Here is a 26,359-nt window from a genome sequence, read left to right as displayed (position 1 = left end):
GCGTACGGAGCGTTCCCAGCGGGTGAAAGGGTGCGTGATTGGCTCAGTCGGCCGCGCCCGGACTCGCATCGGCACCCGCGCCGCGCTCGTCGGGCGTCAGGTAGCACTGCGGGTCGGGCCCGAACAGTTCGCCCGTCGCCGCGAGCGACCGAAGCCGCGAGGAGCCGCGGCACACGTCCTGATACTGGCAGGTCGCGCACTTGCCGGTCAGGTGTTCTTTCCGCTCTCGAAGCCTGGCGAGAAGCGGGTTCGACTCGTCGTCCCAGATGTCGCCGAACGGCCGGTCCCGAACGTTGCCAAGGCTGTAGTTCTGCCAGAACTGCGTGAGGTGGACGTCGCCGCGGTAGTCCACGTCGGCGACGCGCTCGCCGGTCGGGTCGCCGCCGTTGACGCGGAGATACCGGTGAATCCGCTCGGCGTGGTCGGCGTCGAGTTCCTCACGGGCGTACTCGACCACGTAGGCGGAGTCGGCGTAGTTGCCGACCAGAAGCGTCTCTATCTCCTCGCCCTCGGCGTGGTACTCACGGGTCATGTCGAACAGCCGGCGGACGGCGCGGCGCTGGGCCTCGTCGTCGAGGTCGGCGTCGGCGATATCGCCGCCGCGGCCGCCGTAGTCGAGGTGGTAGAAACAGAAGCGGTCGACGCCCACGTCGTACAGCAGGTCCACCACGTCCTCCATGTCGGCGGCGTTGTGCTCGGTGATGGTGTACCGGAGGCCGGTCTTGAGCCCCACAGAGAGGCAGTTTTCGATGCCGCGGACGGCGGCGTCGAACGCGCCGTCTTTGCCGCGGAAGCGGTCGTTGCGCTCCTCTAACCCGTCGACTGAGACGCCGGCGTAGGAGAGTCCGGCGTCGCGGAGCGCTCGGGCCTTCTCCTCGGTGATGAGCGTCCCGTTGGTCGAAAGCACGGCCCGGATGCCGGCGTCGGTGGCGTAATCGACGAGTTCGACGAGGTCCTCGCGGACGAGCGGCTCGCCGCCCGAAAACAGCAAGACAGGCACGTCGTAGGCCGCGAGGTCGTCGATGAGCCCCTTCGCCTCGGCGGTCGAGAGTTCGCCCTGCGCGGGGTCGAGGTCGGCCCCGGCGTAGCAGTGTTCGCAGTAGAGGTTACAGCGCCGCGTCGTGTTCCAGACCACGACCGGACGTTTCTGTTTCTCCTCGCGTATCTGGTCGATGTCGGCGTCGGGGTCGTCGTAGCGGAGGCCGTCACCCTCGGCTCCCTGCCCGCACAGGAGCTTGCTGATGGAAATCACTCGGCCGACACCCCGTTTTCGGCACCGCGGGCGTCTCTCGCGGCGTCACGGTTCTCTGTCTCGCCGTTCGACCCCTCACCCTTCGCCGCGAGGTCGTTCCCGCCGAGTCGGAGAAACTCGTCGGCCGGCACGAGCCAGAGGTCCGCGTCGCCGTCGCCGAACAGCGTTCGCGCCTGCTCGGTCGCGAGGTCCTCGGCGGGCGCGCTCACGCTGCCGACGTGGCGCATCGGCTCGGCCGACGCGTCGCGGTAGAACACTTCCCACTGGCGGCTGCCGTCGATTCGCGGTCGTCGCCTCGGGTCGTCGTCGTCCATGTCATCGCCTTCGGGCGGGACGGCCACGCTCGTTTCGCCCGTTTTCAGCGCGTGGGAATCGAAGCTTTAGACTTGTTCGGCCACTCACTACGGCCAGCTAATGACGCAACGGTTCACCCGGCGGTCGGTTCTCCGCGCAACGGCGGCTTCGACAGGTATCGCGCTGCTGGCGGGCTGTTCGAGTTCGTCCGGCGGCGCGGACGACGAGGGCGGGGATGGCGACAGCTCCTCCGATGGGGAAGGCACCTCCGAACACGAGATGCGGGACTTCGGCGGCTGGTTCGACCGGACGGCGAACTACGACGGCGTCCACGACCTGACGGGACAGGACACCGTCACGCTCGCGGTCGGCGCGGCCGGCAACGGCGGCGGCTACGCGTTCGCCCCCGCCGCGGTGCAGGTCTCGCCGGGGACGACGGTCGTCTGGGAGTGGACCGGAAACGGCGGTACCCACAACGTCGTCAACCGCGAAGACGGGCTGTTCGAGTCGGAACTCACCGTCTCAGAGGGCCACACGTTCGAGTACACGTTCGAGGAGTCCGGCGAGTACAAGTACGTCTGCGTCCCGCACGAGACGCTCGGGATGGTCGGGGTCGTCGTCGTCGAGTAAGCGTCCGTCGTCGCGCTCGCGTCGTCGCGGGCGAGTGAACTCCTCGACCCTCAGTCCGCGGGCAGGCCGGCCGGCGTCGGCATCACGCGGACCGCAGGGTGTCGTTCAGCGGCGCGGTACAGAGGACGCAGCCGGTCTCCCGGAGCGTCCGCATCATCGGCTCGTTGACCCGATAGCGCTCGCCGCACTCGGGACAGGTCACGTCGAACTCGCGCATCGTTGCTCACCGACTAGTGGTACGCCGTGGAGACCCGAGGGGGCGCACCCTGCATTCGGGGGGGACTGATACCCCGTCGGCGCGTCTCATCTTGTCACCCCTGAAGAATAGCACCCATGAGCTTCTTTTGCGCCATGGCGAGGTGCTCGGAGAACGTCGAGGTCGTGATGCCGAGTTCGGTGGCGACCTCGCCCTTGTTGGCGCGCCGCGGGTGGTCGAAGTAGCCCATCTCGTGGGCCGTCTCCAGCACCTCGCGCTGACGGTCGGTGAGTTGGCCGCGCTCGACCAACACGAGGTCCCGCGACTCGTCGGACGACGACTGGAGCAGTCGGCGCACGTCCACGGAGCCCGACGACTCCCGGAGGGAAGCGACCACGTCGCGGAGCGTCTCCACGTCGGGCGCGTGGAACGTCAGAAACAGCGCGCCGTCGCGCGTCTGCACGTCCACGACCGGGCAGTCGAACGCCTCGACGCGCTCGCAGGGACAGCCGATACCTCCCTCGCGGTCGAACCGGTAGACGCTGCCGTCGCCGTACTCGAACAGCTGTTCCATCTCCTCGGGGACGTCGGTGTCGTCGTCGAAGACGAACTCCTCTATGACCGACCCGCGCTCGTTGGGAGCCATGCTCCGCGAGAGCGCGTAGCCCGAGGTGTCGCCCTCGGAGACGGTCGCGACGGGACAGCCGTCCGGCCCCGTCACCTTCAACTCCGCTCTGATGCCCGCTGCGCTCGTCATAAGAGTATGCAGTCGCTCCAACCTCTGATATAAACACCCCCGATACACCGGGCCTTTATATCGTGGTCCGTTTCCTCCGCCCGTCGTCGCCACGCGGCCCGCGGCCGGTCGCCGAGGCTATAAAGCGCCCTGTATATTCTGGGTGCCCTTCGACGGGCGACGCGGGCGAATCTACGGGTGAGCATGCAGACCGGCCTCAGACGCACGCCGACCGGACCGAAGCCCGCCGAACTGGAGGCGGAACAGGTGCTGGAAGCGCTCTCGGACCGCGCGTGCCGGCGAATCCTCACGACGCTACAGAGCGCGACCGAGCCGATGACCGCACAGGACCTCTCCGAGGCGTGCGACGTGCCGCTGTCGACGACCTACCGGAAAGTCGAACAGCTCTCGGAGGCGGCGCTGCTCGACGAGACGCTCCAACTGCGGGCGAACGGGACGCACACCCATCAGTACCGGTCGAACGTCGAGTCGGTCACGGTCTCGCTGAGCGACGACCGGGGGCTGGAAGTCGCCCTCGGAGGGGACCGCTGATGGGGTCGGAGCCGGCGCATCCGCCGGACTCGGGGAGCGAACATCCCGTGCGCCCGCGGCTCGCGTCTCGGCTGACCACGCATCCCGACGGGCGCGAGGAGTGCACGATTTACCCGGCCGACGCGACGCCCGAAGAACAGCTGACCCGGTGGCTATCGGCGTTCGAAGGGAGCTTCGTCGACCTCGAATCGATGGAGTAAGCGTCGGCGTGACCGGAAGGTTACAGTCGGTCGGGGTCGACGCCGTCGTCGCTCTTGCTCCACGGGCGCGGGCTGTCGAGCGCCATGAGGTACTCTTCTAGGAGGGTCGGAAACGCCCGCCCGCGGAGGTTTCGAAGGCCGAAGTCGGCGGCCCAACTGATGATGCCGGTGTCTTCCGTGACGACGCCGGCGTTGAGTTCGCGGGCGAGGATGAGGAGGTCGAAGTCCTCGCGGGAGTCGAGGACGCCCTGTCTGAGCGCGCCGCGGTAGTCCTCGCGGAGGTCGGAGATGACCTTGTCCACGTCGGAGAGCTTCGACCCGCCGTTGGACCGCTGTTTCGACTCCTCGGCCTTTCGAACGGCCTTCTCGGAGACGCGGAGGCCGCGATTGACCCGGTCTGACATCTCGTCGATGAAGCGGTAGACGACCTCCGCGGGGATGTACACCTCGTAGCGGTCGGGGTGTTTCTTGATGACCCACGTGTCGAGCTTGCCGAGTACGTCCTCCGAGACGCCGCGCTCGCGCAGGATGTGTTCCAGCTCCGCGGCGATAGAGGGCGGCATGTAACACGAGATGTTCAGGTCCAGCCGCGCGGCGGCGATGGTGTCGAGGAGCCGTTCGATTCCCTCCTCGAACGTCTCGTCGTCGTCTCGAATCTCCTCGGAGAGAAACAGCGAGGTGTCGAGCACGAACCGTTGTTTCAGCGGGTACTCGGCCATCGGTCGTCAATTGGTACCGCGGAACTATGACCCTTCCCCGTGGTGAAGGCGAAAGAACGTTCCCCGTGATGAAGGCGAGAGGAACCGCCGGAGAAACGGTCAGAACAGCGGTTCGATGTGGTCGTTGCCGGTCGAGATGAGGTCGTCGAGCGACGCCGCGCTGGACTCGCGTTTGGCGAGCATGTCGCGTTGGGTCTCGATGGCGACCGCCTGCAGTTCCTTCACCCGCGGCACGTCGTAGACGCCCGACAGGAGCACGACCGCCGCGACGAAGTCCGAGTCGACGGGGTAGTCGCCGCCGCGGATCTCCATCGTCCCGGTCTCGTCTTCGAGCCACGTCCGCGCGCGCTCGATGCCGCGGCGTGAGAGCACGTCCGACGGGCCGGCGATGACGACGAGGCCGCGCTCCGCGCCGGCAATCTCGCAGGGCATCGTGAGCCGGCCGAGGGCGGCGCGGCGCACGAGGCTGGTGATTCGGTTCGTCGAGTCGCCGCCGTCCTCGTCGTCGGCCTTTCCGCCGGAGAGCCGGGAAAGCAGGCCGCGCTTGGGGCGGTCGAGTTCGACGGCGGCGTAGCCGATAGTCGAGACGCCGCCGCTGCCGAGCGTGTTGATTATCTCGGAGGCGTCCACAACGGACTCCGCCACCGCGCCGGAGCCGTCGCCCTCGCCGGCGCTGAACAGCACGCCGAGGCGGCGGGCGAGTTCCGCGTTGAGGCTGCCGTAGCCCGATTCGAGCGATTCGCCGGTCTTTCGCCAGGCGTCGTTGTCGAAGACGATGAGGTTGTCCACCTCGCGGACGAGCGTCTGGAGCGACCGCGCGGCGTTGAGCGTGTAGATGCCGCCTTCGTCCCGCGCGGGGAGGATGCCGAGGCCGTAGACGGGCTCGGTGTAGATGTGCTTCAGTTCGCGCGCGATGACGGGCGCGCCGCCCGAGCCAGTCCCGCCGCCGAGGCCGGCGACGACGAGAAAGGCGTCTATCTCGTGGACCGGGAGGTCGTCGACCATCGAGAGCACCTCGCCTACGTCCTCCGCGGTCACCTCCGCGCCGAGTTCGTTGTCCGCGCCGACGCCGTGGCCCTTGACGCGCGTCAGGCCGACGAGCACCTGCCGCGATTCGGGGACGTTTCGGAGCCCCCGAAGGTCCGCGCGAGCCGAGTTGACTGCGATGGCGTCGACGACGAACCCCGTCTTCGTCCGCCGCTCGTAGTCGACGAGGGCGTCGACGACCTTGCCGCCAGCCTGTCCGATACCGATGAGTGCGAGTTTCATGTTCGTGTTCCTCTCAGAAATCGAACCACTAGACGCGCGCTCAGGGCTTGAATATGCTGTGCGTAGCGCTGTGCAACGACAGCTTAATCGGAGAACAGGTCGGCCGCTCGGTTGTCGTCGAGGTCGTCGTTGTCGGTCGATTCGGCGTCGTTCGTACCGGTGTCGGCGTCGCCCGAACCGGTTTCGCCGTCGCCGGTGCCGTCCACGTCATCGTCGCGCTCGCGGAACGAGTCGCAGGCGAGTTCGCCGACGACCGAGAGCAAGTCACCGGGTTCGACGATGGTGCCGCGCTCCCGGAGGCGCTCGTAGACCGCGAAGCCGTCGTCGCCGGCGTAGTTCCGCTCGGTGAATGGGCGCTCCTCGACGAGGACGAGGTGGTCAGCCTCGGCCGCGGCTTCGAGGTTGGCGAGGTTTCCGTCTCCGACTTCTACGTCGGCGACGACGGTCACGTCGGCGGCTTCGACCCGCGACTCGACTGCGGCCCGCGCAGCGTCGTCGACCGGCGAGTACGGCGGCACGGTCACGAGGTCCGCGCCAACTCGGCGGGCCGCCTCGGCGTCGGTGTCGCCCTCGTTGAGCGCGCCGGCGGAGAGGGCGTATCCGGCCGCCGAGAGCAGGTGAATCGCCCGCGCGCCGGTGCCGCCACCGCCGACGACGTGGACCCGGCCGTTGGCGTCGTCGGACGACGGCGGGAGGGCGGTCACGTACACCGAACCGGTGACTGGGTGCCGCGAGACGACCGCCTCGGCGTCGAACGCCTCGCGTAAGTGCTCCTCGGAGAGCACCGCCGCGGGGTCGCCCGCCGAGAGGATGCGCCCGCCCGACAGGAGGACGAGCGCGTCGCAGTAGTGGGCCGCGAGGTTGAGGTCGTGGATGGCCGCGACCGCGGTCGTCCCGTCCGCAACGAGGTCGGAGACGAGTTCGAGCGTTCTGACCTGGTGGTTGATGTCGAGGCTGGCGGTCGGTTCGTCGAGGAGCAAGACGGGCGTCTCCTGTGCCAGCGCGCGGGCGATGAGGACGCGCTGGCGCTCGCCGCCGCTGACCTCCGTCACCGGGCGGTCGGAAAGCGACTCGACCGAGGTGCGTCGCATGGCGGACTCGACGGCCGCGTCGTCGCGCTCGCGCCAGCCCTCGAACCGCCCGCGGTGCGGGGTCCGCCCCATCTCGACGACGTCGCGGACGGGGAAGTCGAAGGTGACGCTCGTCGTCTGGGGAACCGTCGCCACGAGCCTGCTCGCCGCCTTCGACGACAGGGCGTGCACGTCTTCGCCGACGACGCGGACCGACCCCTCGTCGGGCGCGAGCGCGCCGTTGAGGGTCCGGAGCAGGGTCGTCTTCCCCGCGCCGTTGGGGCCGATGAGGCCCACGAAGGTGCCTTCGCCCACGTCGACGGAGACGGAGTCGAGAATCGAGTGTCCGCCGAGCGAGAGCGACACGTCATCGAGCCGAATCGCCGGGTCGGCGTCGCTGAAGGGGCCGGGACCGGAGTCGGAATCGCTCACGGCGAACGCACCTCCCGCGTGCGGAGCAGGTAGAGGAAGAAGGGCGCGCCCACGGCGGCGGTGACGACGCCGACCGGTATCTCCGCGCCGCCGGAGCGGGCGACGGTGTCGGTGGCGACGAGGAACGACGCGCCCGCCAGCGCCGACGCCGGAAGCAACACCCGGTGGTCGGGGCCGACGAGGAGCCGAAGCATGTGGGGGACGACGAGGCCGACGAAGCCGATGACGCCGGAGACCGAGACGGCCGCGGCGGTGACGACGCTCGCGGTGGCGAGGAGCAGTTGTTTCGTCCGCTCGACCTCGATGCCGAGGGCGTGGGCGTCCTCCTCGCCGAGCAGCAGGACGTTCAGGTCGCGGGCGTGGACCAACAAGACGACGAACGGAAGCGGCAGGACGAGCGTGAGCATGCCGACCTCGCTCCACGTTGCGCCCGCGAGATGGCCCATGAGCCAGAAGACGACCTGCCGGAGGCTCTCGCCGCTCTGGAGGAGGAGAAACGAGATGACCGCGCCGAGGAACGTCTGGATGGCGACGCCCGCGAGAAGCAGGGTAGCCACGGGCGTTCGACCGTTCTCGCTGGCGAGCAGATAGACGACGAAGGCGGTGACGACGGCGCTGACGAAGGCCGCGCCTTCGAGGCCGAACGGGACCGAAAGCGACAGCACGATGGTCGCGACCGCGCCGACGGCGGCCCCCGACGAGACGCCGACGATGGAGGGGTCAGCCATCGGGTTGCGGAAGAAGCCCTGCATCACGGTTCCCGCGGTGGCGAGCGCGAAACCGACGAGCGCCGCGAGGAGGATGCGCGGCAGGCGGACCGAGAGGACGATGATGCGGGCGGGTCTCGGCACGGAGAACGCGAACGGCGAGACGAACTCCAGCGTCGGCGTCGGAACCGACCCGAGGATGGGGAGGACCGTCGCGCCGCCGAGAGAGATGCCGACGGGGACGGGCACCGTGTCCGCGAGGATGGCGGCGACGGTGCGCGGCGGGATGGTCACGGCCCCGATACCGGCGCTCACGACGACGACGAGAAGCAAGAGCCCGGAGAGGCCGAGCGACCACGTGGTCGCCCGCGTTCGAACGCTCATTGAACACAACCGCGCTTTCAGTAGGTAAATATTTATTGAACAGTCGCTGAGGCCACTACCGTGAACCGACAACTCGTCGTCGCCCTACTCGCGTTCGCAACCGTGTTCGCTGGAGTTCCGGCACCGGCCGCGGCCGCGGTAGACCAGACCGCACAGCAGCAGACCGCGCAGTGTACGTTCCCGATGACCGTCACCGACGCCACCGGGACCGAAGTCACCATCACCGATGACCCCGAGCGGGTCGTCACGACCAACCCGAGCGCCGCCCAGACCATGTGGGAACTCGGCGCGCGCGACGAGGTCGTCGGCGTCTCGCAGTACGCCATGTATCTCGACGGCGCGTCGGAGAAGGGGAACGTCTCCGGCTCCGGCGGCCTCAACGTCGAGGCCGTCATCGGTCTCGAACCCGACCTCGTGCTCGTCCCGAACTCCTCGTACAACGCCGCGCCCGACCGCATCGAACAGCTTCGCTCGGCGGACATCTCGGTCGTCGTCTTCGAGTCCGGGAAGTCGCTCGCCGCCGTCGCCAACAAGACCGAGCGCGTCGGCCGCATGACCGGCAACTGCGAGGCCGGCGTCGAGCGCGCGGCCGAGATGCGCGAGTCGATGGAGCACATGCGGGAAGCCCTCGACGGCGCGGAGCGCCCCGTCGGCCTCAACTCCTTTTTCGGCTACACCTCCGGCTCCGAGACGTTCATCTCCGATATCATGACGACCGCCGGCCTGCGCAACGGCGCGGCGGAGGCGAACCTCACCGGCTTCGCCCAGATTAACGAGGAACTCGTCGTCGAGATGAACCCCGAGTACATCGTCGTCCCCGACCACGCACCGGTGCCGAGCAGTCCGGCGTACAACAGCACGACGGCGATACAGGAGGGCAACGTCATCGTCATCGAGGCGCACAAGCTCCAACAGCCCGCCCCGCGAGCAATCGAGGCGAGCGAGGAGATTCTCGAAGCGGTCCACCCCAACGCCTACGAGCGCTACCAGCAGCTCGAAAACGAGTCGGCGACGGATTCGACCGCGGACGAGACTGAGACGACCACGGCCGCGGACGCGACCGAAACCGACGCCACCGAGTCGCCCGCGACGACCGAGTCGGCGGATTCCACGACAGAGAGCGACGCGCCCGGGTTCGGCGTCGTCGCCGGCCTCGCCGCCATCGGCGCGGTGGTCCTGCTCGCGCGTCGCCGATAACCGCGCAGACACCCACGCCGTCTCCGTTTCTCCACCGCAGTCACTCGGCTCCGTGAGACCACAACCGTATTACCGTCGGATGGCGGACACACGGGTATGGTCGAGAACGTCATCTACCCCGCCTACCTCGACGCCTCTCTCTCGCGCAGCGAGGGTCGGCGGGTCGCCCAGTCCGCGGCGGTCGAAACGCCGACCGTCGACGAAATCGCGAAGGCCGTCCAGCAGGTCGGCTACGACGCCGTCATTGAACGGGACAAGCGGTACTCCCGCGAGTTCGAAACCCGCGGGCGCGTCCTCGTGAACAACGCCGACGACGCCACGAAAAACGACATCGTGCAGGCGGTCGCCGCCTACGTCGGAATCCTCCGCGACTGATGCGGCGAATCGGCACGGTCTCCCGGACGGCGCAGGGCCTCGCTATCGTCCGCCTCGACGACGACGACACGCCGGACATCGGCACGATGGTCCTCGACGAGTCGCTGTCGACGGTGGGCCGCATCGTAGACGTGTTCGGCCCGGTCGACCGCCCCTACGTCGCCGTCACGGCGGACGACGGCTCGCCCGCTCGGCTCGTCGGCAGCAAGCTCTACGCTCGCTGACGACTCCAGAGCGCAACCCCCATACCCCTCGGGTGGGAACGCCCCTGCATGTCACGCCGCGCCTATCGGGGGGTCGCCCTCGCCGCCCTCATCTTCCTCGTCGTGCAGGTGGGTGCGCTCGCCCTCGTGCCGACGTTCTTCGAACAGGGGTACCAGACGGTCGAAGACCCCACCGACCCGACGAACAGCCTCCTCTACATCGGCGCGATTATCGTCATGACCGCGTTCATGCTCGCGGCGTTCAAGTATGACCTCGACCAGCTCATCCGCCTCGTCATCGTCTTCACGAGCGGCCTGCTCGCGTGGTACGTCTTCGCCGTCCTCGTCCCCAACGGCCTCGTCGCCATCGCCCTCTCCGCGGGCGTCTCCCTCGCCCTGCTCGTCTACCCCGAGTGGTACGTCATCGACGCCGCCGGGGCGCTCATGGGAGCGGGCGCGGCCGCCCTGTTCGGCATCAGCTTCGGTCTGTTGCCGGCAATCGTGCTGCTCTCCGTCCTCGCCATCTACGACGCCATCAGCGTCTACAAAACCAAACACATGCTCGACCTCGCGGAGGGCGTGATGGACCTCCGCATCCCGGTCGTGCTCGTCATCCCGACGACGCTGTCGTACTCGCTTCTCGACGACGACTTCGCCCGCGACGCCAACGAAGTCGGCGACGGCGAGAACGCGACCGACGGGGGTGAACCGGCGGAGGCGGCTGACGCGGAGACTGCTGACGCCGAGGCGACCGACGACTCCGACCCCGCCGACCGCGACGCCTTCTTCATCGGTCTCGGCGACGCGGTCATGCCGACCGTGATGGTCGCCTCGGGTGCGTTCTTCTCGGAAGCGCCGTCGCTTGGCTTCGGCGCGCTCCCGGCGCTCAACCTCCCGGCGCTCCTCGCCATGGTCGGGACGTTCGCCGGGTTCAGCGGGCTGATGTGGGCCGTGATGAAAGGGCGGGCGCACGCCGGCCTGCCGCTTCTCAACGGCGGCGCAATCGGCGGCTACCTCGTCGGCTCGGTCGTCGCCGGCGTCCCGCTCGTCTCCGCGCTCGGTCTCGCGCCGTACCTCTGAAACGCGGGTCCGTCGAAGTGCTCGTCCGGTGATTGTTTGTTGAAACCGTACTGACTGGCGGGTGCGAGTTGGTCAGTAGTATCTGACGTTATTCAGATAGTATGACATCTTGTGGAGATTGGGAAAATCACTTTACAGCCGGGTCAATAATAAAAACAATGACATTTGAAGTGCCACGAACGTTTCGACGGGCTGGCGTCGGGGTTGCTGGTCTGACCTTCATCGTGACGCTACTTGGTGTCTATGAGACCTATCAAATGTGGAACGCTCCACCGCCATACATCACAGAGGGAACTCAACCGATTGTGGTAGATGTTGCAACTATCCTCGCAGGGCTGGTTTTCTTGATTGTTGGATTGTACATCACGCGGAACATCTATCGATGGTCTATGGCCAGTCCCGACGCTGAGAAATAAAACCTCCAAGTCTCGCACGCCGTTTCTCCCACCTCTCTAGAATCCCAACAGAGACGTACCGCCCGAGTTCCCCGACTTCACCTCACTCTTCGTCCGCACCCTCGCGGACGCGAACCGCCATCCCCGTCTGGAAGTCGAGCATCGCGTCCGCGGAGAGTTCCGCGCGACCGACGCCCAGCAGGTCGCCGTCGGGGCCGACGACGCACACCTCGTCGCCCGAGCGAACCGCCGGGTCGGCGTCGGTGACGAACTTCGCGAACGCGTTCTTACCGTCGCGGACGAACGGGACCGACTCGTCGCCGACGCGGACGACGTAGGCGTCGCCGTCGAGACTGTCGTAGAGGCGGCGGCCGCCGGCGACGCCGAGGGTGAACCGGCCGTCGGTGCCGTAGGAAGTGACGCGGTCGCCCTCGACGTACACCTGTCGCGGGCGGCCGCTCCGCGAGCGCGAGAGTTCGATGTCCGCGTCGGCCGGGAACAGCGCGTCGCCCGCGCCGGCCCCGAACTGGTAGTCGGCGACGACCCGGAGGTCGTCCAAATCGGTCGCGTGGCCTTCGGTCATACCCCGCCGTTCGCCCCGCCGGCTAAAGTGGGTCGCGGTCCCGTTCGACCGCGTGTGCCGAGCTACCACGCACGTTCGAGACGGAAAGTCCTAAGTACGGGACAGACCCCCCTCGGAGTATGTCTGTGGACGTTCGACTCGCCGCCGTGGGGACCGTGCTGCTGCTCGCGAGCAGTATGCTTCTCACGCAGACGGCGCTCGACTGGCGGCTCCCGACGGTGCTCGCCGCCATCGCGGCGCTCGGCGCGGTCGCCACCGTCGCCCGGCTGGCGACGCCGACGGCCTGATTCCCGCTCGCGGGCCCGGATACGGACCCGACCACGCCGGCGTCTCGACCCTCCTGTTTTACGTATTGTCACATCGACACGTCGAGGTATGGCTGCTATTAGTTCCCTCCAAACCGCCCTCCGAGGCATCCGGTCGAGCCCGGTGTTGTTCCTCGGCGGACTCGCCTTGGGCCTCATCACGCTTCCGCAACTCGCCACGCAGTTGGCGCAGATACCGTTCGTTCCGACTATCCTCACGGCGGTGACGTTCTTCGTCACGCCGTTCGTCGCCGCCGGTCTCTACGGGATGGCCGGCGAGGCGGTCGACCGCGATGGCGGAGGCTCGACCTCGTTATCGACTCTGACCGCCGTCGGCCGCGAGAAGTACGTCCCGATGCTCCTGGCGAACATCGTCCAACTCGGCATCGTCATCGCCTTCGGTATCGTGTTCGTCATCGTCGTGGTTGCCATGGCCGTTTCGCTCGGTCTCGGCGGCCTCGCAGCCGGCGGTGGCGACGTCTCCAATCTGGCCCTCGGCGGCGGCTTCCTCGTCGGCATCGCCGTCCTCGCCCTCCTTGGACTGGTGTACGTCGTCGTCCTCTTCCTCGTCCAGTTCTACCCCGTCGCGGTCGTCGTCGGCGACAAGGGCGCAATCGAGTCGTTCGGCGAGAGCTACCGACTCGTCCGGAACAACATCATCCCCTCGCTCGGCTACTCGGTCATCCGGTTCGTGGTCGGCCTCGTCATCAGCATCCCAGTCACGGGATTCATCATCTTTCGGACGTTCCAGAACGTCCAGCGGGTACAGGACGCGGCGACCCCCGCGGCAGCACAAGCCGGTCTCGGCTTCTCGCCGACTGAAATCGCCGCTATCGCCGCCATCTCGATGGCGACGCAGATGGTTCTGGCGACGTTCCAGTACGTCTACGCGGTCGCCTTCTTCGAGGCCCACGACTCGGGGACCGATGGGGCGGCCGAGACGGCGGGCCCGGACATCGACGGCGACTCGGTGGTTCCGCAGTTCGAATAGCCGGCGGAGACTACAGCAGGAACGTCTCTTTTCTTTCGGAGAGGTCGATGAACGTGTCCGCCGCCTCGACGAGTTCGTCCGCCGTGGACTCTTTGAACGCCATCACCTCGACGCGGACGCCCTCGTGGCGGAGGTGGGTACAGAGCCGCTCGAAGTCGCCGTCGCCCGAACAGAGGACGACCGTATCAACGTGGTCGGCGAGGCTGACCGCGTCGAGCGCGATGCCGAGGTCCCAGTCGGCCTTCTTCGAGCCGTCACCGAACGTCTTGATGTCCTTGATCTTCGTCTCGAAACCGATGTCGACGAGTGCATCGAAAAAACTCCCCTCGTCGGGCGAGTCCGCCCGGATGACGTAGGCGATGGCGCGAGTGAGCGCGCGGCCCGCCGTTCCCTTCTTGAGGAGCGACGAGTAGTCGATGTTCCGCGAGTACAGGCTCTGTGCCGTATGGTAGAGGTTCTGCGCGTCGGCGAGGATGGCGACACGCTGGTTGGGGTGTATCTCGGTCATTCGTACGACGCTTGGGCGGCGCGGGCTAATAACCGTCCGGGGAGGCGGGGACGCGTCGGACGAGTGTCCACCTTGGAGACCGGAAACCGGACGGAGACCGCCGCGAACCGCGCCTCAGCCCGCCCGTCGGGTCCGGCAGGTCCTGCAGACGGCGCAAGTTATATTACGCTTCCAGCACCTGCATCCGGTGTGAACGACGCGACGCGGCACTCGGAGGTCACCACACCCTCGACAGCGTCGCGTGCCGCTTTCTTTTCGAAAAAACGTGCGTACTGAATCGCTCGTTGCGGGAGTAGCGACCCCGTCTCGGGCGGCCTTCGGCTGACGCACGTTCCGGTCACACGACCGATATCGACTCCCACGACCGTCACCACACCCATCACCGACACATGACATCATTCGACTTCCGCGGCGTCTATCCCGCGATGACCACGCCGTTCCACGAGGACGGCAGTATCGACTTCGAACAGTTCCAGGCCGACGTGCGACGCCTCGAAGAGGCCGGCGTCGACGGCATCGTGCCCGTCGGTTCGACCGGCGAGTCCGCGACACTCTCCCACGACGAACACGTCGAAGTCGTCGAAGCGGCCGTCGAGGCCGTCGAGGACGTGCCCGTCATCGCCGGGTCCGGGTCGAACTCGACCCGCGAGGCGCTCGAACTCTCCCGACGCTCTGCCGACGCCGGTGCCGACGCGCTGCTTCTCATCTCGCCGTACTACAACAAGCCCGAGCAGAGTGGTCTCGTCGAGCACTACCGGACCATCGCCGACGAAATCGACCTGCCGCAAATCGTCTACAACGTCCCCGGTCGCACCGGGAGCAACATCCTTCCCGAGACGGCCGCGACCCTCGCCGAACACCCGAACATCACCGCCTACAAGGCCGCCAGCGGCGACCTCGGCCAGATTTCGGAGGTCGTCGAGCGGACCCGCGACGAGCAGTTCGCGGTGCTGTCGGGCGACGACGCGCTCACGCTCCCGGTTCTCTCGGTCGGCGGCGTCGGCGCTATCTCGGTCACGGCGAACGTCGAACCCGCGCGCGTCGGCGCGATGGTCCACTCCGCGCTGCAGGGCGACTACGAGCGCGCCCGCGACATCCACCACGACCTCGCCCCGCTGAACCGCCACCTGTTCTCCGAGACGAACCCCATCCCGGTCAAGGAGGCCATGGAGATTCGGGGCTACGGCCCGGCGCGCCTGCGCCCGCCGCTCACCCGCCTCACAGAGGAGAACACCGAGGAACTGCGCCGCCTGCTGTCCGACCTCGAAGCCGAGCAGGCGATTCCGGACGGGGGTGCTGCCGAGTGACGGTCTCTCTCGGCGTCACCGGCGCGACCGGCCGCATGGGCGGGGAAGTCCTCGCCGCGGCCGCCGACCGCGACGACCTCTCGGTCGCCTTCGCGGTCAGTCGCTCACCCGGCGACGAGGTCGAGGGCGTCGTCGTCGCGGATGCGGCCGACTTCACCGACCTGCTCGCTTCGCACGACCCCGATGTCGTGGTCGACTTCACCGGCCCGGCGGCCTGCATCGAGTACGCGTCGGCCTGCGCGGAGGCGGGCGTCGCCTTCGTCACCGGCACGACCGGCCTGAGCGAGGGCGGCTTCGACGCGCTCCGCGAGTCCGCATCGGAGGTCCCGGTGCTGTACGCCTCGAACTTCTCGCGCGGCATCGCGGCGCTCCGCCGGGCCGTCCGCGAGGCGGTCCCCGCCCTCGACGGTTACGACATCGAACTCACGGAGACGCACCACAACGCCAAGCGCGACGCCCCGAGCGGGACGGCGCTGACTATCCTCGACGATATCGACGATGTGCGCGGCGACTCCGAGCGCGTTCACGGCCGTGAGGGCGAAGCACCCCGGTCTGAGGGAGAAGTCGGCGTCCACGCTCGCCGGGCGGGGGATATTGCCGGTGAGCACGAGATATTACTGGCTGGAAATCACGAGTCACTATCACTCACACACCGCGCGGGGTCGCGGGGGGTCTTCGCCGCTGGCGCACTCGACGCCGCGGCGTGGCTCGCCGACCGCGACGCCGGGTGGTACGACTTCACCGAGGTACTCGAATGAATCTGGAATCCGACGTACGAGACCTGTGGCAGCGATACGACGACGGCGACGTAGACGCCGCGTCGGCGACCGTCGACGAACTCGACACGCTCGACGCGTTCCTCGACGCCCTCGAGGCGGGCGAGGTGCGCGCCGCCGAGAAAACCGGCTCCGACGTGACCTCGTGGGAGGCCAACGAGTGGGTCAAGCGGGGCATCCTGCTCAACTTCGGCCTGCGCGAGACGCTCGCCCGCGAGTACGGCGACGTTCGCTACCACGACGTGCTCCCCCTGCGCGACACCGAAGACCTCGGGGAGCGCGGCACGCGCAACACCCCCGACGGCACTGCCATCCGCCGCGGCGCGTACCTCGGCTCCGACTGCATCATGATGAGTCCCTCGTTCGTGAACGTCGGCGCGTACGTCGGCGACGGCACGCTCGTGGACTCCTGTGACACCGTCGGCTCCTGCGCGCAAATCGGCGCGAACGTCAAGCTCGGCGCGAACACGCTCATCGGCGGCGTGCTCGAACCCGTCGAGGACGCCCCGGTCGTCGTCGAAGACGGCGCGGCGCTCGGCGCGGGCTGTCGGGTCACCTCCGGCTTCGTCGTCGGCGAGAACTCCATCGTCGGCGAAAACACGCTTCTGACGCCCCGAATCCCCGTCTACGACCTCGTGGACGAGGAGATTTACTACGGCCACCTGCCCGCGAACCGCCGCGCCTTCACGCGCTTCGTGGAGTCGTCGCTCGGCGACCACGACCTGTTCGCCGGCGGCGCGTACAAGCCCGCGGTCGTCGCCCTCGACATCGAGGACGACACCCTCGACGCGACCCGTCGGGAGGAGGCGCTGCGCGAATGAGCGGCGGCGGGCCGGCCGTCCGGCGGCTCTCGGACTGGGACCGCGAGCGCCTGCTGTCGCTCGCCGACGAGTTCGGATCGCCGCTGTACGTGACCGACCTCCGTCGCGTCCGCGAGAACTGCGTCCGACTCCGCGAGGCGTTCCCCGAAGCGCACGTCAGCTATGCCGTCAAGGCCCACGCCGGTCGGGCGGTGCTCGAAACCGTCCGCGAGGCTGGCGTCGACGCCGAGTGCGCCTCCGCCGGCGAAGTCGAGCGCGCCCTCGACGCCGGCTTCCCCGGCGAGCGCGTCCGGTACACGGCGGTCAACCCGCCGGACGCCGACCTCGACCACGTCGTCTCGCGCTGGGAGTCGAACCCCGAGATGACCGTCACGGTCGGCGCGGCGGACACTATCGACCGCCTGCGCGAGCGCGGCTTCGACGGTCGGCTCTGCCTCCGGGCGAACCCCGGCGTCGGCGCGGGCCACCACGAGAAGGTCACGACCGGCGGGCACGCGAAGTTCGGCATCCCCATCGACCGCGTCCCCGACCTCGCCGCCGACGTACGCGACGAGTTCGACCTCGTCGGCGTCCACGCCCACGCGGGAAGCGGTATCTCCGCGACGACCTCTCGGCGCACCGCGAGTTGGTCCGCCGGATGGGCGACCTCGCCCGCGAGGTCGGCGACCTCGAATTCGTCGACGTAGGCGGCGGCTTCGGCGTCCCGTACCGCGACGACGAACCGCCGCTCGACCTCGACGCCGTCGCCGACGCGACCCGCGAGGCGCTCGGCGAGGTGGACGCACAACTCGCAGTCGAACCCGGCCGCTACGTCGTCGCCGACGCCGGCGTCCTCCTCTCGCGGGTCAACACCGTGAAGGACGCCCCCGAGACGACCGTCGTCGGCATCGACGCTGGTATGACGACTCTGCTCCGACCGGCGATGTACGACGCGTACCACGCGATTTCGAACCTCTCTCGGCCCGATGCCGACCCGGTTTCGACCATCGTCGCGGGCCCCGTCTGCGAGACGAGCGACGTGTTCGCCGACGGCCGCGACCTCCCCGCCCCCGAGCGCGGCGACTGTCTCGCGCTCGGCAACGCGGGGGCGTACGGCTACGAGATGGCGAGCACCTACAACTCTCGTCCGCGCCCCCCGGAAGTCGTCCTCGACGCCGACGGCCCCCGACTGGCCGCCGGCGCGAGACCCTCGACGACGTCACCGCACTCGAACGAACCGTATCCGAGCACATCCCCAACTGACCAAGCACCCACACAGAACCATGAGCGTACTCAACACCGTTCCCTTCGAAAAGTTCCACGGCACCGGAAACGACTTCTTCGTCGTCGACGCAGACGATCCGGTCCCGGATCGCCCCGCCTTCGCCCGCACTCACTGCGACCGCGAGGCCGGAATCACCCTGAGCGAGAGCGAGCGCCGCGGCGCAGACGGCGTCCTGTTTCTCGCGCTCGAATCGCGATACGACCCGCCGCGGGTCGTCATGACCCTCGTCCAGCCCGACGGCTCCGTCGCCGCCATGTGCGGCAACGGCGCTCGCGTCGCGGCCGCGTGGGCCGCCGAGCGAACCGGCACGGACGAAGTCATGATAGACACGCCCGCGGGCACCCGCCGCGCGAGCCTCGACGGCACCGACGTGACCGTCGAGATGGGCGTCCCCTCCTTTTCCCCACGGGACGTGCCGCTCGCGGCCGACGACGAACTCGTCGAGACCGAGGTCGAGGGCCTGACCGTCACGGCCGTCAACACGGGCGTCCCCCACGCCGTCGCCTTCGTCGACGACGTGGACGCCGTGGGCCTCGAATCGGTCGCCCCCGCCGTCCGCCACGCGTCGGTGTTCCCCGAGGGCGCGAACGTCACGCTCGCCTCCCCCGACGGCGAGGGGGGGCTTCCGACAGCGCACCTTCGAGCGCGGCGTCGAGGGCGAGACGCAGTCCTGCGGCACCGGCGCGGTCGCCGTCGTCGCGGCCGCGAAGCGACTCGGACGCGTCTCCGGTGACGACCCCGTAACCGTCACCCCGCCGGGCGGCGCGCTCTCCGTGACCGTCCCCGACGAGGGGTCGGCGCTCCTCGGCGGCCCGGCCGTCTACGAGGGTGACGGCGAGGCCGACATCGTCTTCCGCGAGCGATGAGCGGCGACGCCGACGGGTTCGACCCCGTGGCGTTCCTCGAACGGGCCGTCCCCGTCGCGTCGAACGACGACGTGGGCGAGATGCGCGACCTGCTGGTCGAGACGCTCGAAGCCGAGGGTGTCAGTCCGACTGTGGACGACGCCGGCAACACCGTCGCCTCGAAGGGAGCGGCGGAGCCGACGACGCACCTCGTCCTCAATACGCACATCGACACCGTCTCGCCGCACGTCCCGTACGAACGCGACGAGGGTGTCATCCGCGGCCGCGGCTCCTGCGACGCGAAAGGACCGCTCGCGGCGCTTCTCTCGGCGTTCTTCGCCGCCGACCCCGGTCCCGACGCCCGAGTGACGCTCGCCATCACGCCCGACGAGGAACTCCTCTCGACGGGCGCGGCCGAACTCGACCTCGACGGAGACATGTACATCGTCGGCGAGCCGACCGGCCTCGACGTCTGTACGGCCGCGAAAGGTCGGTTCGAGGGGACGGTGTCGCTGTCGGGCGTCGCCGCGCACGCGGCCGAGCCGCAGTCGGGGAGCAACGCCGTGGACGCGCTCGCGCCGGTCCTCGACGCCCTCCGGTCGTTCGACGACGACCGCGAGTCCCACCCCGAACTCGGAGCGGCGACGCTGACGCCGACGATGGTCGACGGCGGCGCGAACTCGAATCAGGTGCCCGCCGACTGCCGACTCGTGGTCGACCGCCGGAGCGTCCCGCCGGAGACGGCCGACGGCTTCCGCGAGGAACTCCAATCGACGCTTCGGGCCGTCGTCCCCGACGACGTTGGCGTCGACTTCGCGCTCACGGAGCGCCCGACGCCGTTCCTCGAAGCGTTCGCGACCGACCCCGACCACGAACTCGTGACGACGCTCGCCGCGGCGTCCCGAGACGCCGGCGGCCGGGCGGACGTTCGCCCCTTTACGGCCGCGACCGAGGCCTCTTACTTCTCTCCCGCACCCGTCGTCGTCTTCGGCCCCGGCGACCTCGCCGACGACGAGGGCGCGGTCGCGCACGCCGACAGGGAGTACGTGCGTACCGACGACGTGCGAACCGCGGCCGCCGCGCTCACCGCCGCCGTCGCCGCGCTCACCGCCTAACTGTTAATTAATCAAAACGTACTTGTTGTCCGAACGATACGTTTCGGACGATGCGCCCTCCCCACCTCGTCGTCGTCCTCCTCGTCGTGGTCGCGCTCTCGCTTCCGGGAGCCGTCGCCGCCGACGGCACCGTTATCGACCACTCCGGCGAGGGACTCACTCTCGACGCGGCCGATGGCGAACGTATTCACGGTTCGACTCCGTTCGAGTCCGGGACGCTCATCGGCGTCCGCGTGCAGTCCGTCGGTGACACCCACTCGTTCCTCGTTTCGAGGATCGTCCGCGTCGGCGAAAACGGCACGTTCGACGTGACGTTCGACCTCTCGGGGCTGTCTCAGCTCCGCGGCGGTCCGGTTCGAGTCTCGATTCGCCACAACCAGCAGGCCATCTACCAAGAAAACGCCACGCTCGTGACGTACGACATGCCCGGTAACTCGACGCTCACGCCCGACGTCGAGACCACGGAGACGACGACCGAAACCGCCCAGCCGTCGACGGCGACGGCGACGTCAACCGATTCGCTGTCCGGGTTCGAGGTGCCCGGCTTCGGCGCCGGTGCGGGCGTCGTCGCGCTCTGCCTCGCCTCGATCGCCGCGTACGCCCGGTTCTAACAGCCCGTCGCCCAGCCTCGCGCCGGTCTCGCGCCGGAGTTCCGGAACGCAACGCCCTTTTCCCACCCGTTCCTGTGTCGGCGTATGTACGAGGCGGTCTACGCACACCCCGACGGCGAGAGCACGGCCAGTCGCGCCGCCGTCGCCGCCGGTCGGTACGACTACGACGGCGTCGTCGTCCGCGCGCTCGACGCCAGCCCCGACTACGACCGCCTCCGCGACGCCCTCGATGTGGACCTCGTTGACGCCGTCGAAATCGACGCGTCGAACCCGGAGCGCGCCAGCGGCGCGGTCGGGAACTACCGCCCGCAGCGCGAACTACTCATCCTCCGCGGCGGCACGAACGCGCTCAACCGCTTCGCCGTCGAACAGCCGCGAGTCGACGTGCTCTCGCGTCCGATGGAGGGCAACGGCAACTTCAACCACGTCCTCGCCAAGGCCGCCCGCGACAACGGCGTCCGCGTCGAGTTCGACTTCGGACCGGTGCTCCGAAGCGACGGGGGGACCCGCGTGCAGGCGATTTCGGCCCTTCGGAAGCTCCGCGAACTCGTCGAGTACTACGACGCCCCGTACGTCGTCTCCGCGACCCCGTCGTCGCACCTCCAACTGCGGAGCCCCCGCGAGTTGGCGGGACTGGGCGAGGTCATCGGCTTCGACCGCGAGCAGGTGCTCGACGGTCTTCGCGAGTGGGGCCGCCTCGCGGCGCGCAACCGCGAGCGCATGTCCGAGTCGTTCATAGCCCCCGGCGTCAAACGGGGACGGTATGAAGAAGACGATTGAGGAACACGCCGCCCGCTTTTCCCACATCGCCGCGGAGTACGACGATTCGCAAGACAGCGATGAGTACCGCGCGTGCGTCTCGCTCGTCGTCCACTACGCGGACCCCTCCCCCGAGGACGTGGTCCTCGACCTCGGCACCGGCACGGGCGCTATCGCCCTCGCGCTCGCCCCCGACGCGAAGCGCGTCGTCGGCCGCGACATCAGCGAGGGGATGCTCGAACAGGCCCGAACCAAGGCCGCCGAAGTCGGCATCGAGAACGTCGAGTTCGGTGAGGGCCGGTTCCGCGAACCGAACGTGGACGACGACGAGCAGGTGGACATCGTGGTCACGAACTTCGCCATGCACCACCTCTCGGACGAAGAGAAACGCGAGGCCATCAACGTCATCGCCGACCTCGAACCGCGCCGGTTCGTCCTCGGCGACGTGATGTTCTTCGGGACGCCCGACCCCGACGAGCCGTTCTACTCGCCCGAGGTGGACGACCCCGCGACTGTCGGCTTCCTCGCCGACGCGCTCACGGACGCCGGATTCGTCCTCACAGCCGTCGAGTCCGTCCACGAACAGGTGGGCGTCCTCGTCGCCGAGCGAGCGCCGAACGCCGACGAGTGAGCTGAGCCGATGAAACACCTGCCCAAACACCTCCGGCCGCGACGGCGCTACCTCGCCGTCGAAGTCGAGACGTGGCCCGACGCCGACCTCGCCCGCGGGCCGTTCCAGCGCGAGCTCTGGTACGCCGCGCAGAACCTCTACGGCGACGCCGGGAGCGCCGACGCCGACCTGACCGTCCTCGGGTTCGACTACGACGACGGCATCGCCGAGACCATCGTCCGCGCCCGTCGCGGTCACGTCGAGGAAGCCCGGGCCGCGCTCGCCTGCATCGACGCCGTCGGCGGCGACCCAGTCGGGGTGAGAGTGCGAGGCGTCTCGGGGACAGTGCGTGCCTGTTCGGAAAGGTATTTACACGGCCGGGCCGGAATTTCTGAGGAGAGAACCGTCGTGTTCGAGAACGAATCCCGAACCGCTGTCGTCCGCGACTCACTCTTGGACGTCGGCGGTTCGGACGGGTTCACGGGCGCGACGCAACTCGATTTCGAGTGATATTCCATGCAGGGACAAGCGCAACAACAGGCGTACGACCGCGGGATTACGATCTTCTCGCCGGATGGTCGACTCTATCAGGTCGAATACGCTCGTGAGGCCGTCAAGCGCGGCACCGCGAGCATCGGCGTTCGAACGCCCGAGGGCGTCGTCCTCGCGGCGGACAAACGCTCTCGCTCGCCGCTGATGGAGCCGACGAGCGTCGAGAAGATTCACAAGGCGGACGACCACATCGGCATCGCAAGCGCCGGCCACGTCGCCGACGCCCGCCAGCTCATCGACTTCGCCCGCCGCCAGTCGCAGGTCAACCGCCTCCGCTACGGCGAACCCATCGGCATCGAGACGCTGACCAAGGAAGTCACCGACCACATCCAGCAGTACACGCAGGTCGGTGGTGCGCGCCCGTTCGGCGTCGCGCTCCTCATCGGCGGCGTCGAAAACGGTACGCCCCGCCTCTACGAGACGGACCCCTCGGGGACTCCCTACGAGTGGAAGGCCGTCTCCATCGGGGCCGACCGCGGCGACCACCAAGAGCACCTCGAAGAGAACTTCCGCGACGACCTGACCCTCGACGAGGGCATCGAACTCGCGCTCGAAGCCATCGCCTCGACCAGCGAGGAGGGCACTGCGCCCGACGGCGTCGACGTGGCGACCGTCTCCGCGGAGACCGAGCGCTTCGTCGAACTGTCTAACGACGAAATCGAGAGCTACCTCGAAGCCAACGACCTGTTGGCGACCGAGGACGACGAACAGTCCGAAGAGTAAGCCGCGTCCCGCGGTTTCCCTTCTCGCGCGTTCTTCTCCGAACCCCGCCCGGCGAGCGACTGCGCCGTCGTCTCGGTCGCGACGGGGAGCGGTCGCGTCGCTCGCGGTCGGAACGCAAGTCGAGATACGGAAACAGAAGCGGAAATAGAACCGAGACCGCAGTCGGTTATCGGGGTCTCAAACGAGAGGGCGGACGGCTCAGTACTCCTCGTAGGCGAGGTTCATGAGCCACTGCGAGAAGGCGTTGCTGTTGGCGTTGATCTCCTCTTCGCCGATGAGGGGAGACAGCATGTCGCCCGCCATCAGCATCGAGAAGTCGAGGTCGCGCGCGGCGGGTTCGAGGTAGTAGGTGGTGTGGCCGTTGTAGACGGTCTCGGTCCGCTTGATGAGACCGAGCGACTCCAGCACCTCGGCGATTCGGCTCCCCTTCCGGGAGGAGATATCGAGTTCTTTCCAGAAGTCGCTCTGGTGGATGCCGCCCGACTCGCGGATGAGTTCCAGTCCCGCGTGCTCGTCGGAAGAAAGGTCTTGCTCGGCTTCGCTCGCGCTCATACCACCTACACGTCGTGCGAGCGGTTTAATCCTGACGTTCGACCGGTTCGAAGGCGGTCTGACACGGCGGGCCGTCGGCGAATTCGTACGCGAATTCCGCCTCGCCGAGCGTGATGACCGACGACGAGCGCGTGCCGAACTGACCCTCCGGGTCGTGGACGCAGACGCCGAAGTCGTGGTCGCCCAGCGCCGCCTTCGCCCGCTCGCGCCACGCCGTCACCGACTCGCTCGGGCCGGGCTGAAGCGCCTCCTCTAGCCGCCGGGCGTTGTCGGCCTGCCGCTCCCCCACCTCGGGGCGTCGCTCCGGGACGAACCACGAGTCGGGCGTGCCGACGTTGACGACGACGCGGACGCCGGGGTCGAAGTTCCGAACCGACAGGCCGCCGTCCCACTCGAAGAACAGCGCAGCGTTCTCGTCGGCGACGACGAGGTTGAAGCCATCGTAGGTGTGGTCCTCGACCGCGCGTTCGACGAACCGGGCGGCGTCCTCGGCGGTCTCGTGACGGAGCGCGTCGCGGACGAGGTGGCCTCGGGAGCGCTCGCCGCCGCCCGCGACCTCGACCCAGCGGTTGGTGATGCCGACGAAGACGCCGGCGTCGTTGTAGCCGACCCACGTCCCGCCCGCCTCGGCGTCCCGCGGAGCGACGATTTCGGGACCGTCGCCGTCGTCCCACCGCCGGGGCGGTTCGGCGGGCCTGCCGAGTTGCTCGTCGCGGTTGGCGGCGACGACGACCGGCGCGTCCTCGAACACCTGCCACGCGAGGATGAGTGTGCACACGAGGTGGGAGTAGGCACTCGGCGCAGAAAAACACCGGTTCCGTCTCCGGGTCTGAACGTCCGGGGAACTCACTCGTCGGACCGCTCATCGAGTCGCGCTTCCAGTTCAGCCACTCGGGGTTCGAGGTCCCGCCGCGGTTCGAGCACCCACGAGGCGAGCGCGTTCGCGGCGAGGCCGCCGACGAAGAGCAGTATCAACAGGAGCGGAATCACGATAACCAGCACGTGCGGGAACTCCGTCGGAAGCCAGTACGGGAGGAGGGACATACGCGAGTCGAATCGGTGATCTGACAAAAAGTCGTCGTCGGCCGCCGGGCGTCGGTTCTCAGTCCTCGCTCTCGGAGCCGTCTTCGAACCGGGTCGGGTCCCGCGAGGCGAGCGCGACGTTCACGGCCGCGACGTTCTCCGGCACGTCGTGGACGCGGACGATGTCGGCCCCGCGGTCGGCGGCGATGGCCGTGCCCGCGACGGTCGCCGCGAGGTTGTCGCCCGGTTTCTCGCCGACGAGCGAGAACATCGACTTGTGGGAGTGGCCGACGAGAATCGGACAGCCGAGCGCGGCGAACTCGTCGGCGCGTCCGAGGAGTTCGAAGTTCTCGGCCTTCGACTTCCCGAAGCCGAGACCGGGGTCGACGATGAGATTCCGACGCGGGATGCCCGCCTTCTCGGCGAGTAACACCAGTTCGGTCAGTTCGTCGATGACGTCCTCGACCACGTCGTCGTAGTCCACCTCGCGGGACGGGTCGACCGGCGCGTCGATGCTGTGCATCACGATGACGGGCGTGTCGCGCTCGGCCGCGAGGAAGCGCATCTCGGGGTCTTCGAGACCGGTCACGTCGTTGAGGATGTCCGCGCCGGCGTCGAGGGCGGCCTCGCCGACGGCCGCCTTCCGGGTATCGACCGAGACGAGCACGTCGAGGTCGGCGATGGCCTCGATGACGGGCGCGACGCGGCGAATCTCCTCGTCGACGGGGACCTCGTCCGCGCCGGGACGGGTGCTCTCGCCGCCCACGTCGATGATGTCCACGCCGGCGTCGACCATCGACCGCGCCTGTTCGACGGCGTCGTCGATGTCGTAGAACTCTCCGCCGTCGTGGAAGCTGTTCGGCGTCACGTTCAGGATGCCCATGACCGCCGTGCGGTCGTCCCACGGGTAGTCGCCGCCGCTCGGGTCGTCCTCCTCGTCCTCGGCGGCGACCACGTCGGCACGAGCGTCGCGCGAATCTCTTCGGCGACGCCCGCGAGCGCGTACGGCCGGGCTTCGAGGCTCGCCGTCAGCCGCTCGAACTGGTCGAGCGTGCCGGTCAGGACCACGTCGACGAGTTCGCCGCCGAACTCGTGGCCCGAGACGGCGCAGTCGCCGCCGACGGACAGCAGTTCCTCGCGGAGCACTCGGGCCTGTCGGCGTTGGACGCGGGTGTGGACCGTTCGGTTGACCGCCCGCTTCGCGCGCTCGCACCGGTCGGCGGCGTCGGCGACGTTCGCGCGGGCGAGGGTCCGACAGGCGTCGTCGAGAGTGCGGTGGGCCTTCGGGACGACCGCCCGCGTCCACGTGGTTCGCGCCTCGGC

31 protein-coding genes and 3 pseudogenes are annotated in these 26,359 nt (G+C 68.4%); 20 read left to right on the top strand and 14 right to left on the bottom strand.

The window, feature by feature from the left end; genetic code table 11:
- Positions 1 to 43: 43 nt before the first annotated feature.
- Both NKF06_RS06955 and NKF06_RS06950 read right to left on the bottom strand, forming a co-directional pair.
- The gene (locus tag NKF06_RS06955) at positions 44 to 1,252 is read right to left on the bottom strand and encodes a TIGR04347 family pseudo-SAM/SPASM protein (protein WP_058828879.1); all 1,209 of its coding nucleotides are present in this window, start codon (positions 1,250 to 1,252) and stop codon (positions 44 to 46) included.
- Entirely contained in the window at positions 1,249 to 1,566 is a 318-nt protein-coding gene (locus NKF06_RS06950; protein WP_253244940.1) for an Htur_1727 family rSAM-partnered candidate RiPP, read from the bottom strand. Before NKF06_RS06950 ends, NKF06_RS06955 begins: the two co-directional genes overlap by 4 nt.
- A gap of 100 nt (positions 1,567 to 1,666) precedes the next feature.
- Here NKF06_RS06950 and NKF06_RS06945 point away from each other — a divergent pair, with 100 nt between their 5' ends.
- Positions 1,667 to 2,176, top strand: coding sequence for a halocyanin domain-containing protein (locus NKF06_RS06945; RefSeq protein ID WP_253244935.1), 510 nt, complete (start codon positions 1,667 to 1,669; stop codon positions 2,174 to 2,176).
- 82 nt (positions 2,177 to 2,258) lie between these two features.
- Here NKF06_RS06945 and NKF06_RS20995 read toward each other — a convergent pair whose 3' ends face one another.
- Complete coding sequence (locus NKF06_RS20995) at positions 2,259 to 2,393, bottom strand: hypothetical protein (RefSeq protein ID WP_256364952.1); 135 nt, start codon at positions 2,391 to 2,393, stop codon at positions 2,259 to 2,261.
- Positions 2,394 to 2,487: 94 nt separating this feature from the next.
- The gene (locus NKF06_RS06940; RefSeq protein WP_253244934.1) at positions 2,488 to 3,129 is read right to left on the bottom strand and encodes a helix-turn-helix domain-containing protein; all 642 of its coding nucleotides are present in this window, start codon (positions 3,127 to 3,129) and stop codon (positions 2,488 to 2,490) included.
- A gap of 183 nt (positions 3,130 to 3,312) precedes the next feature.
- On the opposite strand from NKF06_RS06940, the gene NKF06_RS06935 reads away from it, so the two are divergent.
- Positions 3,313 to 3,660 carry a helix-turn-helix domain-containing protein gene (locus NKF06_RS06935; protein ID WP_253244939.1) on the top strand — a complete coding sequence of 116 codons (348 nt, stop codon included), beginning with the start codon at positions 3,313 to 3,315 and terminating at the stop codon, positions 3,658 to 3,660.
- Positions 3,660 to 3,860: a hypothetical protein gene (locus NKF06_RS06930; protein ID WP_058828884.1), complete on the top strand. Its 201-nt coding sequence runs from the start codon at positions 3,660 to 3,662 to the stop codon at positions 3,858 to 3,860. The genes NKF06_RS06935 and NKF06_RS06930 overlap by 1 nt, the downstream gene beginning before the upstream one ends.
- Positions 3,861 to 3,880: 20 nt before the next feature.
- On the opposite strand, the gene NKF06_RS06925 is transcribed toward NKF06_RS06930, so the two are convergent.
- From NKF06_RS06925 to btuC, 4 genes are all read right to left on the bottom strand, one after another.
- Positions 3,881 to 4,579, bottom strand: coding sequence for an RNA ligase partner protein (locus tag NKF06_RS06925; protein WP_253244933.1), 699 nt, complete (start codon positions 4,577 to 4,579; stop codon positions 3,881 to 3,883).
- Positions 4,580 to 4,678: 99 nt separating this feature from the next.
- On the bottom strand, positions 4,679 to 5,848 hold the full coding sequence (cetZ3, locus tag NKF06_RS06920) for a tubulin-like protein CetZ3 (RefSeq protein ID WP_253244932.1): 1,170 nt from the start codon (positions 5,846 to 5,848) through the stop codon (positions 4,679 to 4,681).
- Positions 5,849 to 5,931: 83 nt separating this feature from the next.
- Entirely contained in the window at positions 5,932 to 7,350 is a 1,419-nt protein-coding gene (locus NKF06_RS06915) for a heme ABC transporter ATP-binding protein (RefSeq protein WP_253244931.1), read from the bottom strand.
- Positions 7,347 to 8,441 carry a vitamin B12 ABC transporter permease BtuC gene (btuC, locus tag NKF06_RS06910; RefSeq protein ID WP_253244930.1) on the bottom strand — a complete coding sequence of 365 codons (1,095 nt, stop codon included), beginning with the start codon at positions 8,439 to 8,441 and terminating at the stop codon, positions 7,347 to 7,349. Before btuC ends, NKF06_RS06915 begins: the two co-directional genes overlap by 4 nt.
- A gap of 60 nt (positions 8,442 to 8,501) precedes the next feature.
- On the opposite strand from btuC, the gene NKF06_RS06905 reads away from it, so the two are divergent.
- From NKF06_RS06905 to NKF06_RS06890, 4 genes are all read left to right on the top strand, one after another.
- A complete protein-coding gene (locus NKF06_RS06905; protein WP_253244929.1) occupies positions 8,502 to 9,638 on the top strand; it encodes a PGF-CTERM-anchored ABC transporter substrate-binding protein in 1,137 nt (378 codons plus the stop codon).
- 96 nt (positions 9,639 to 9,734) lie between these two features.
- Positions 9,735 to 10,013 carry a signal recognition particle subunit SRP19 gene (srp19, locus tag NKF06_RS06900; protein WP_058828890.1) on the top strand — a complete coding sequence of 93 codons (279 nt, stop codon included), beginning with the start codon at positions 9,735 to 9,737 and terminating at the stop codon, positions 10,011 to 10,013.
- Complete coding sequence (locus tag NKF06_RS06895; RefSeq protein ID WP_004977496.1) at positions 10,013 to 10,237, top strand: Gar1/Naf1 family protein; 225 nt, start codon at positions 10,013 to 10,015, stop codon at positions 10,235 to 10,237. The genes srp19 and NKF06_RS06895 overlap by 1 nt, the downstream gene beginning before the upstream one ends.
- 48 nt (positions 10,238 to 10,285) lie before the next feature.
- Positions 10,286 to 11,296, top strand: a complete 1,011-nt coding sequence (locus NKF06_RS06890) for a presenilin family intramembrane aspartyl protease PSH (protein ID WP_253244928.1) — start codon at positions 10,286 to 10,288, stop codon at positions 11,294 to 11,296.
- 498 nt (positions 11,297 to 11,794) lie between these two features.
- On the opposite strand, the gene NKF06_RS06885 is transcribed toward NKF06_RS06890, so the two are convergent.
- Positions 11,795 to 12,274: a PUA domain-containing protein gene (locus NKF06_RS06885; protein ID WP_004970910.1), complete on the bottom strand. Its 480-nt coding sequence runs from the start codon at positions 12,272 to 12,274 to the stop codon at positions 11,795 to 11,797.
- A 119-nt stretch (positions 12,275 to 12,393) separates the two neighbouring features.
- On the opposite strand from NKF06_RS06885, the gene NKF06_RS06880 reads away from it, so the two are divergent.
- Positions 12,394 to 12,561, top strand: a complete 168-nt coding sequence (locus NKF06_RS06880; protein WP_008092747.1) for a hypothetical protein — start codon at positions 12,394 to 12,396, stop codon at positions 12,559 to 12,561.
- Positions 12,562 to 12,649: 88 nt separating this feature from the next.
- On the top strand, positions 12,650 to 13,570 hold the full coding sequence (locus NKF06_RS06875) for a hypothetical protein (RefSeq protein WP_253244927.1): 921 nt from the start codon (positions 12,650 to 12,652) through the stop codon (positions 13,568 to 13,570).
- A gap of 10 nt (positions 13,571 to 13,580) precedes the next feature.
- Here the strand turns inward: NKF06_RS06875 and NKF06_RS06870 are convergent, their stop codons facing one another.
- Positions 13,581 to 14,078 carry an NYN domain-containing protein gene (locus tag NKF06_RS06870; RefSeq protein WP_058828893.1) on the bottom strand — a complete coding sequence of 166 codons (498 nt, stop codon included), beginning with the start codon at positions 14,076 to 14,078 and terminating at the stop codon, positions 13,581 to 13,583.
- A 389-nt stretch (positions 14,079 to 14,467) separates the two neighbouring features.
- On the opposite strand from NKF06_RS06870, the gene dapA reads away from it, so the two are divergent.
- The 11 genes and pseudogenes from dapA (at position 14,468) to psmA (ending at position 23,461) form a co-directional block, all read left to right on the top strand.
- Positions 14,468 to 15,385 carry a 4-hydroxy-tetrahydrodipicolinate synthase gene (dapA, locus tag NKF06_RS06865; protein WP_058828894.1) on the top strand — a complete coding sequence of 306 codons (918 nt, stop codon included), beginning with the start codon at positions 14,468 to 14,470 and terminating at the stop codon, positions 15,383 to 15,385.
- Positions 15,382 to 16,143, top strand: a complete 762-nt coding sequence (gene dapB / locus NKF06_RS06860; protein WP_058828895.1) for a 4-hydroxy-tetrahydrodipicolinate reductase — start codon at positions 15,382 to 15,384, stop codon at positions 16,141 to 16,143. Before dapA ends, dapB begins: the two co-directional genes overlap by 4 nt.
- Positions 16,140 to 16,982 (top strand): 2,3,4,5-tetrahydropyridine-2,6-dicarboxylate N-succinyltransferase, encoded by an 843-nt coding sequence (locus NKF06_RS06855; RefSeq protein WP_058567180.1) that lies wholly within the window; start codon positions 16,140 to 16,142, stop codon positions 16,980 to 16,982. Before dapB ends, NKF06_RS06855 begins: the two co-directional genes overlap by 4 nt.
- Positions 16,979 to 18,224, top strand: a pseudogene (lysA, locus tag NKF06_RS06850) (diaminopimelate decarboxylase). The gene NKF06_RS06855 and the pseudogene lysA overlap by 4 nt, the downstream one beginning before the upstream one ends.
- Before the next feature lie 20 nt (positions 18,225 to 18,244).
- A pseudogene (gene dapF / locus NKF06_RS06845) lies at positions 18,245 to 19,112 on the top strand (diaminopimelate epimerase).
- Complete coding sequence (locus NKF06_RS06840; protein ID WP_253244926.1) at positions 19,109 to 20,206, top strand: M20 family metallopeptidase; 1,098 nt, start codon at positions 19,109 to 19,111, stop codon at positions 20,204 to 20,206. Before dapF ends, NKF06_RS06840 begins: the two are co-directional and overlap by 4 nt.
- A gap of 50 nt (positions 20,207 to 20,256) precedes the next feature.
- A complete protein-coding gene (locus NKF06_RS06835; protein WP_058828899.1) occupies positions 20,257 to 20,817 on the top strand; it encodes a BGTF surface domain-containing protein in 561 nt (186 codons plus the stop codon).
- Between the two features lie 84 nt (positions 20,818 to 20,901).
- Positions 20,902 to 21,597: an RNase P subunit p30 family protein gene (locus tag NKF06_RS06830; RefSeq protein ID WP_058828900.1), complete on the top strand. Its 696-nt coding sequence runs from the start codon at positions 20,902 to 20,904 to the stop codon at positions 21,595 to 21,597.
- Positions 21,581 to 22,207: a methyltransferase domain-containing protein gene (locus NKF06_RS06825; RefSeq protein WP_253244925.1), complete on the top strand. Its 627-nt coding sequence runs from the start codon at positions 21,581 to 21,583 to the stop codon at positions 22,205 to 22,207. Before NKF06_RS06830 ends, NKF06_RS06825 begins: the two co-directional genes overlap by 17 nt.
- A 9-nt stretch (positions 22,208 to 22,216) precedes the next feature.
- On the top strand, positions 22,217 to 22,696 hold the full coding sequence (locus NKF06_RS06820) for an Rpp14/Pop5 family protein (RefSeq protein WP_058828902.1): 480 nt from the start codon (positions 22,217 to 22,219) through the stop codon (positions 22,694 to 22,696).
- A 6-nt stretch (positions 22,697 to 22,702) separates the two neighbouring features.
- Positions 22,703 to 23,461, top strand: a complete 759-nt coding sequence (gene psmA, locus NKF06_RS06815; protein ID WP_058828903.1) for an archaeal proteasome endopeptidase complex subunit alpha — start codon at positions 22,703 to 22,705, stop codon at positions 23,459 to 23,461.
- A gap of 198 nt (positions 23,462 to 23,659) precedes the next feature.
- Here the strand turns inward: psmA and NKF06_RS06810 are convergent, their stop codons facing one another.
- The 4 genes and pseudogenes from NKF06_RS06810 to folP all read right to left on the bottom strand — a co-directional run.
- Positions 23,660 to 24,013: a transcription factor gene (locus tag NKF06_RS06810; RefSeq protein WP_058567171.1), complete on the bottom strand. Its 354-nt coding sequence runs from the start codon at positions 24,011 to 24,013 to the stop codon at positions 23,660 to 23,662.
- 25 nt (positions 24,014 to 24,038) lie between these two features.
- Entirely contained in the window at positions 24,039 to 24,791 is a 753-nt protein-coding gene (locus tag NKF06_RS06805) for an NRDE family protein (RefSeq protein ID WP_253244924.1), read from the bottom strand.
- Between the two features lie 68 nt (positions 24,792 to 24,859).
- Positions 24,860 to 25,057 carry a hypothetical protein gene (locus NKF06_RS06800; RefSeq protein ID WP_253244923.1) on the bottom strand — a complete coding sequence of 66 codons (198 nt, stop codon included), beginning with the start codon at positions 25,055 to 25,057 and terminating at the stop codon, positions 24,860 to 24,862.
- Positions 25,058 to 25,115: 58 nt separating this feature from the next.
- A pseudogene (gene folP, locus NKF06_RS06795) lies at positions 25,116 to 26,359 on the bottom strand (dihydropteroate synthase); the annotation flags it as partial.

The sequence above is a fragment of the Haloferax sp. AB510 genome, from assembly GCF_024136985.1.
Lineage (GTDB): Archaea > Halobacteriota > Halobacteria > Halobacteriales > Haloferacaceae > Haloferax.
The sequence above is the reverse complement of the archived record's forward strand: the minus strand, read 5'-3'. Positions and strand labels throughout refer to the sequence as shown.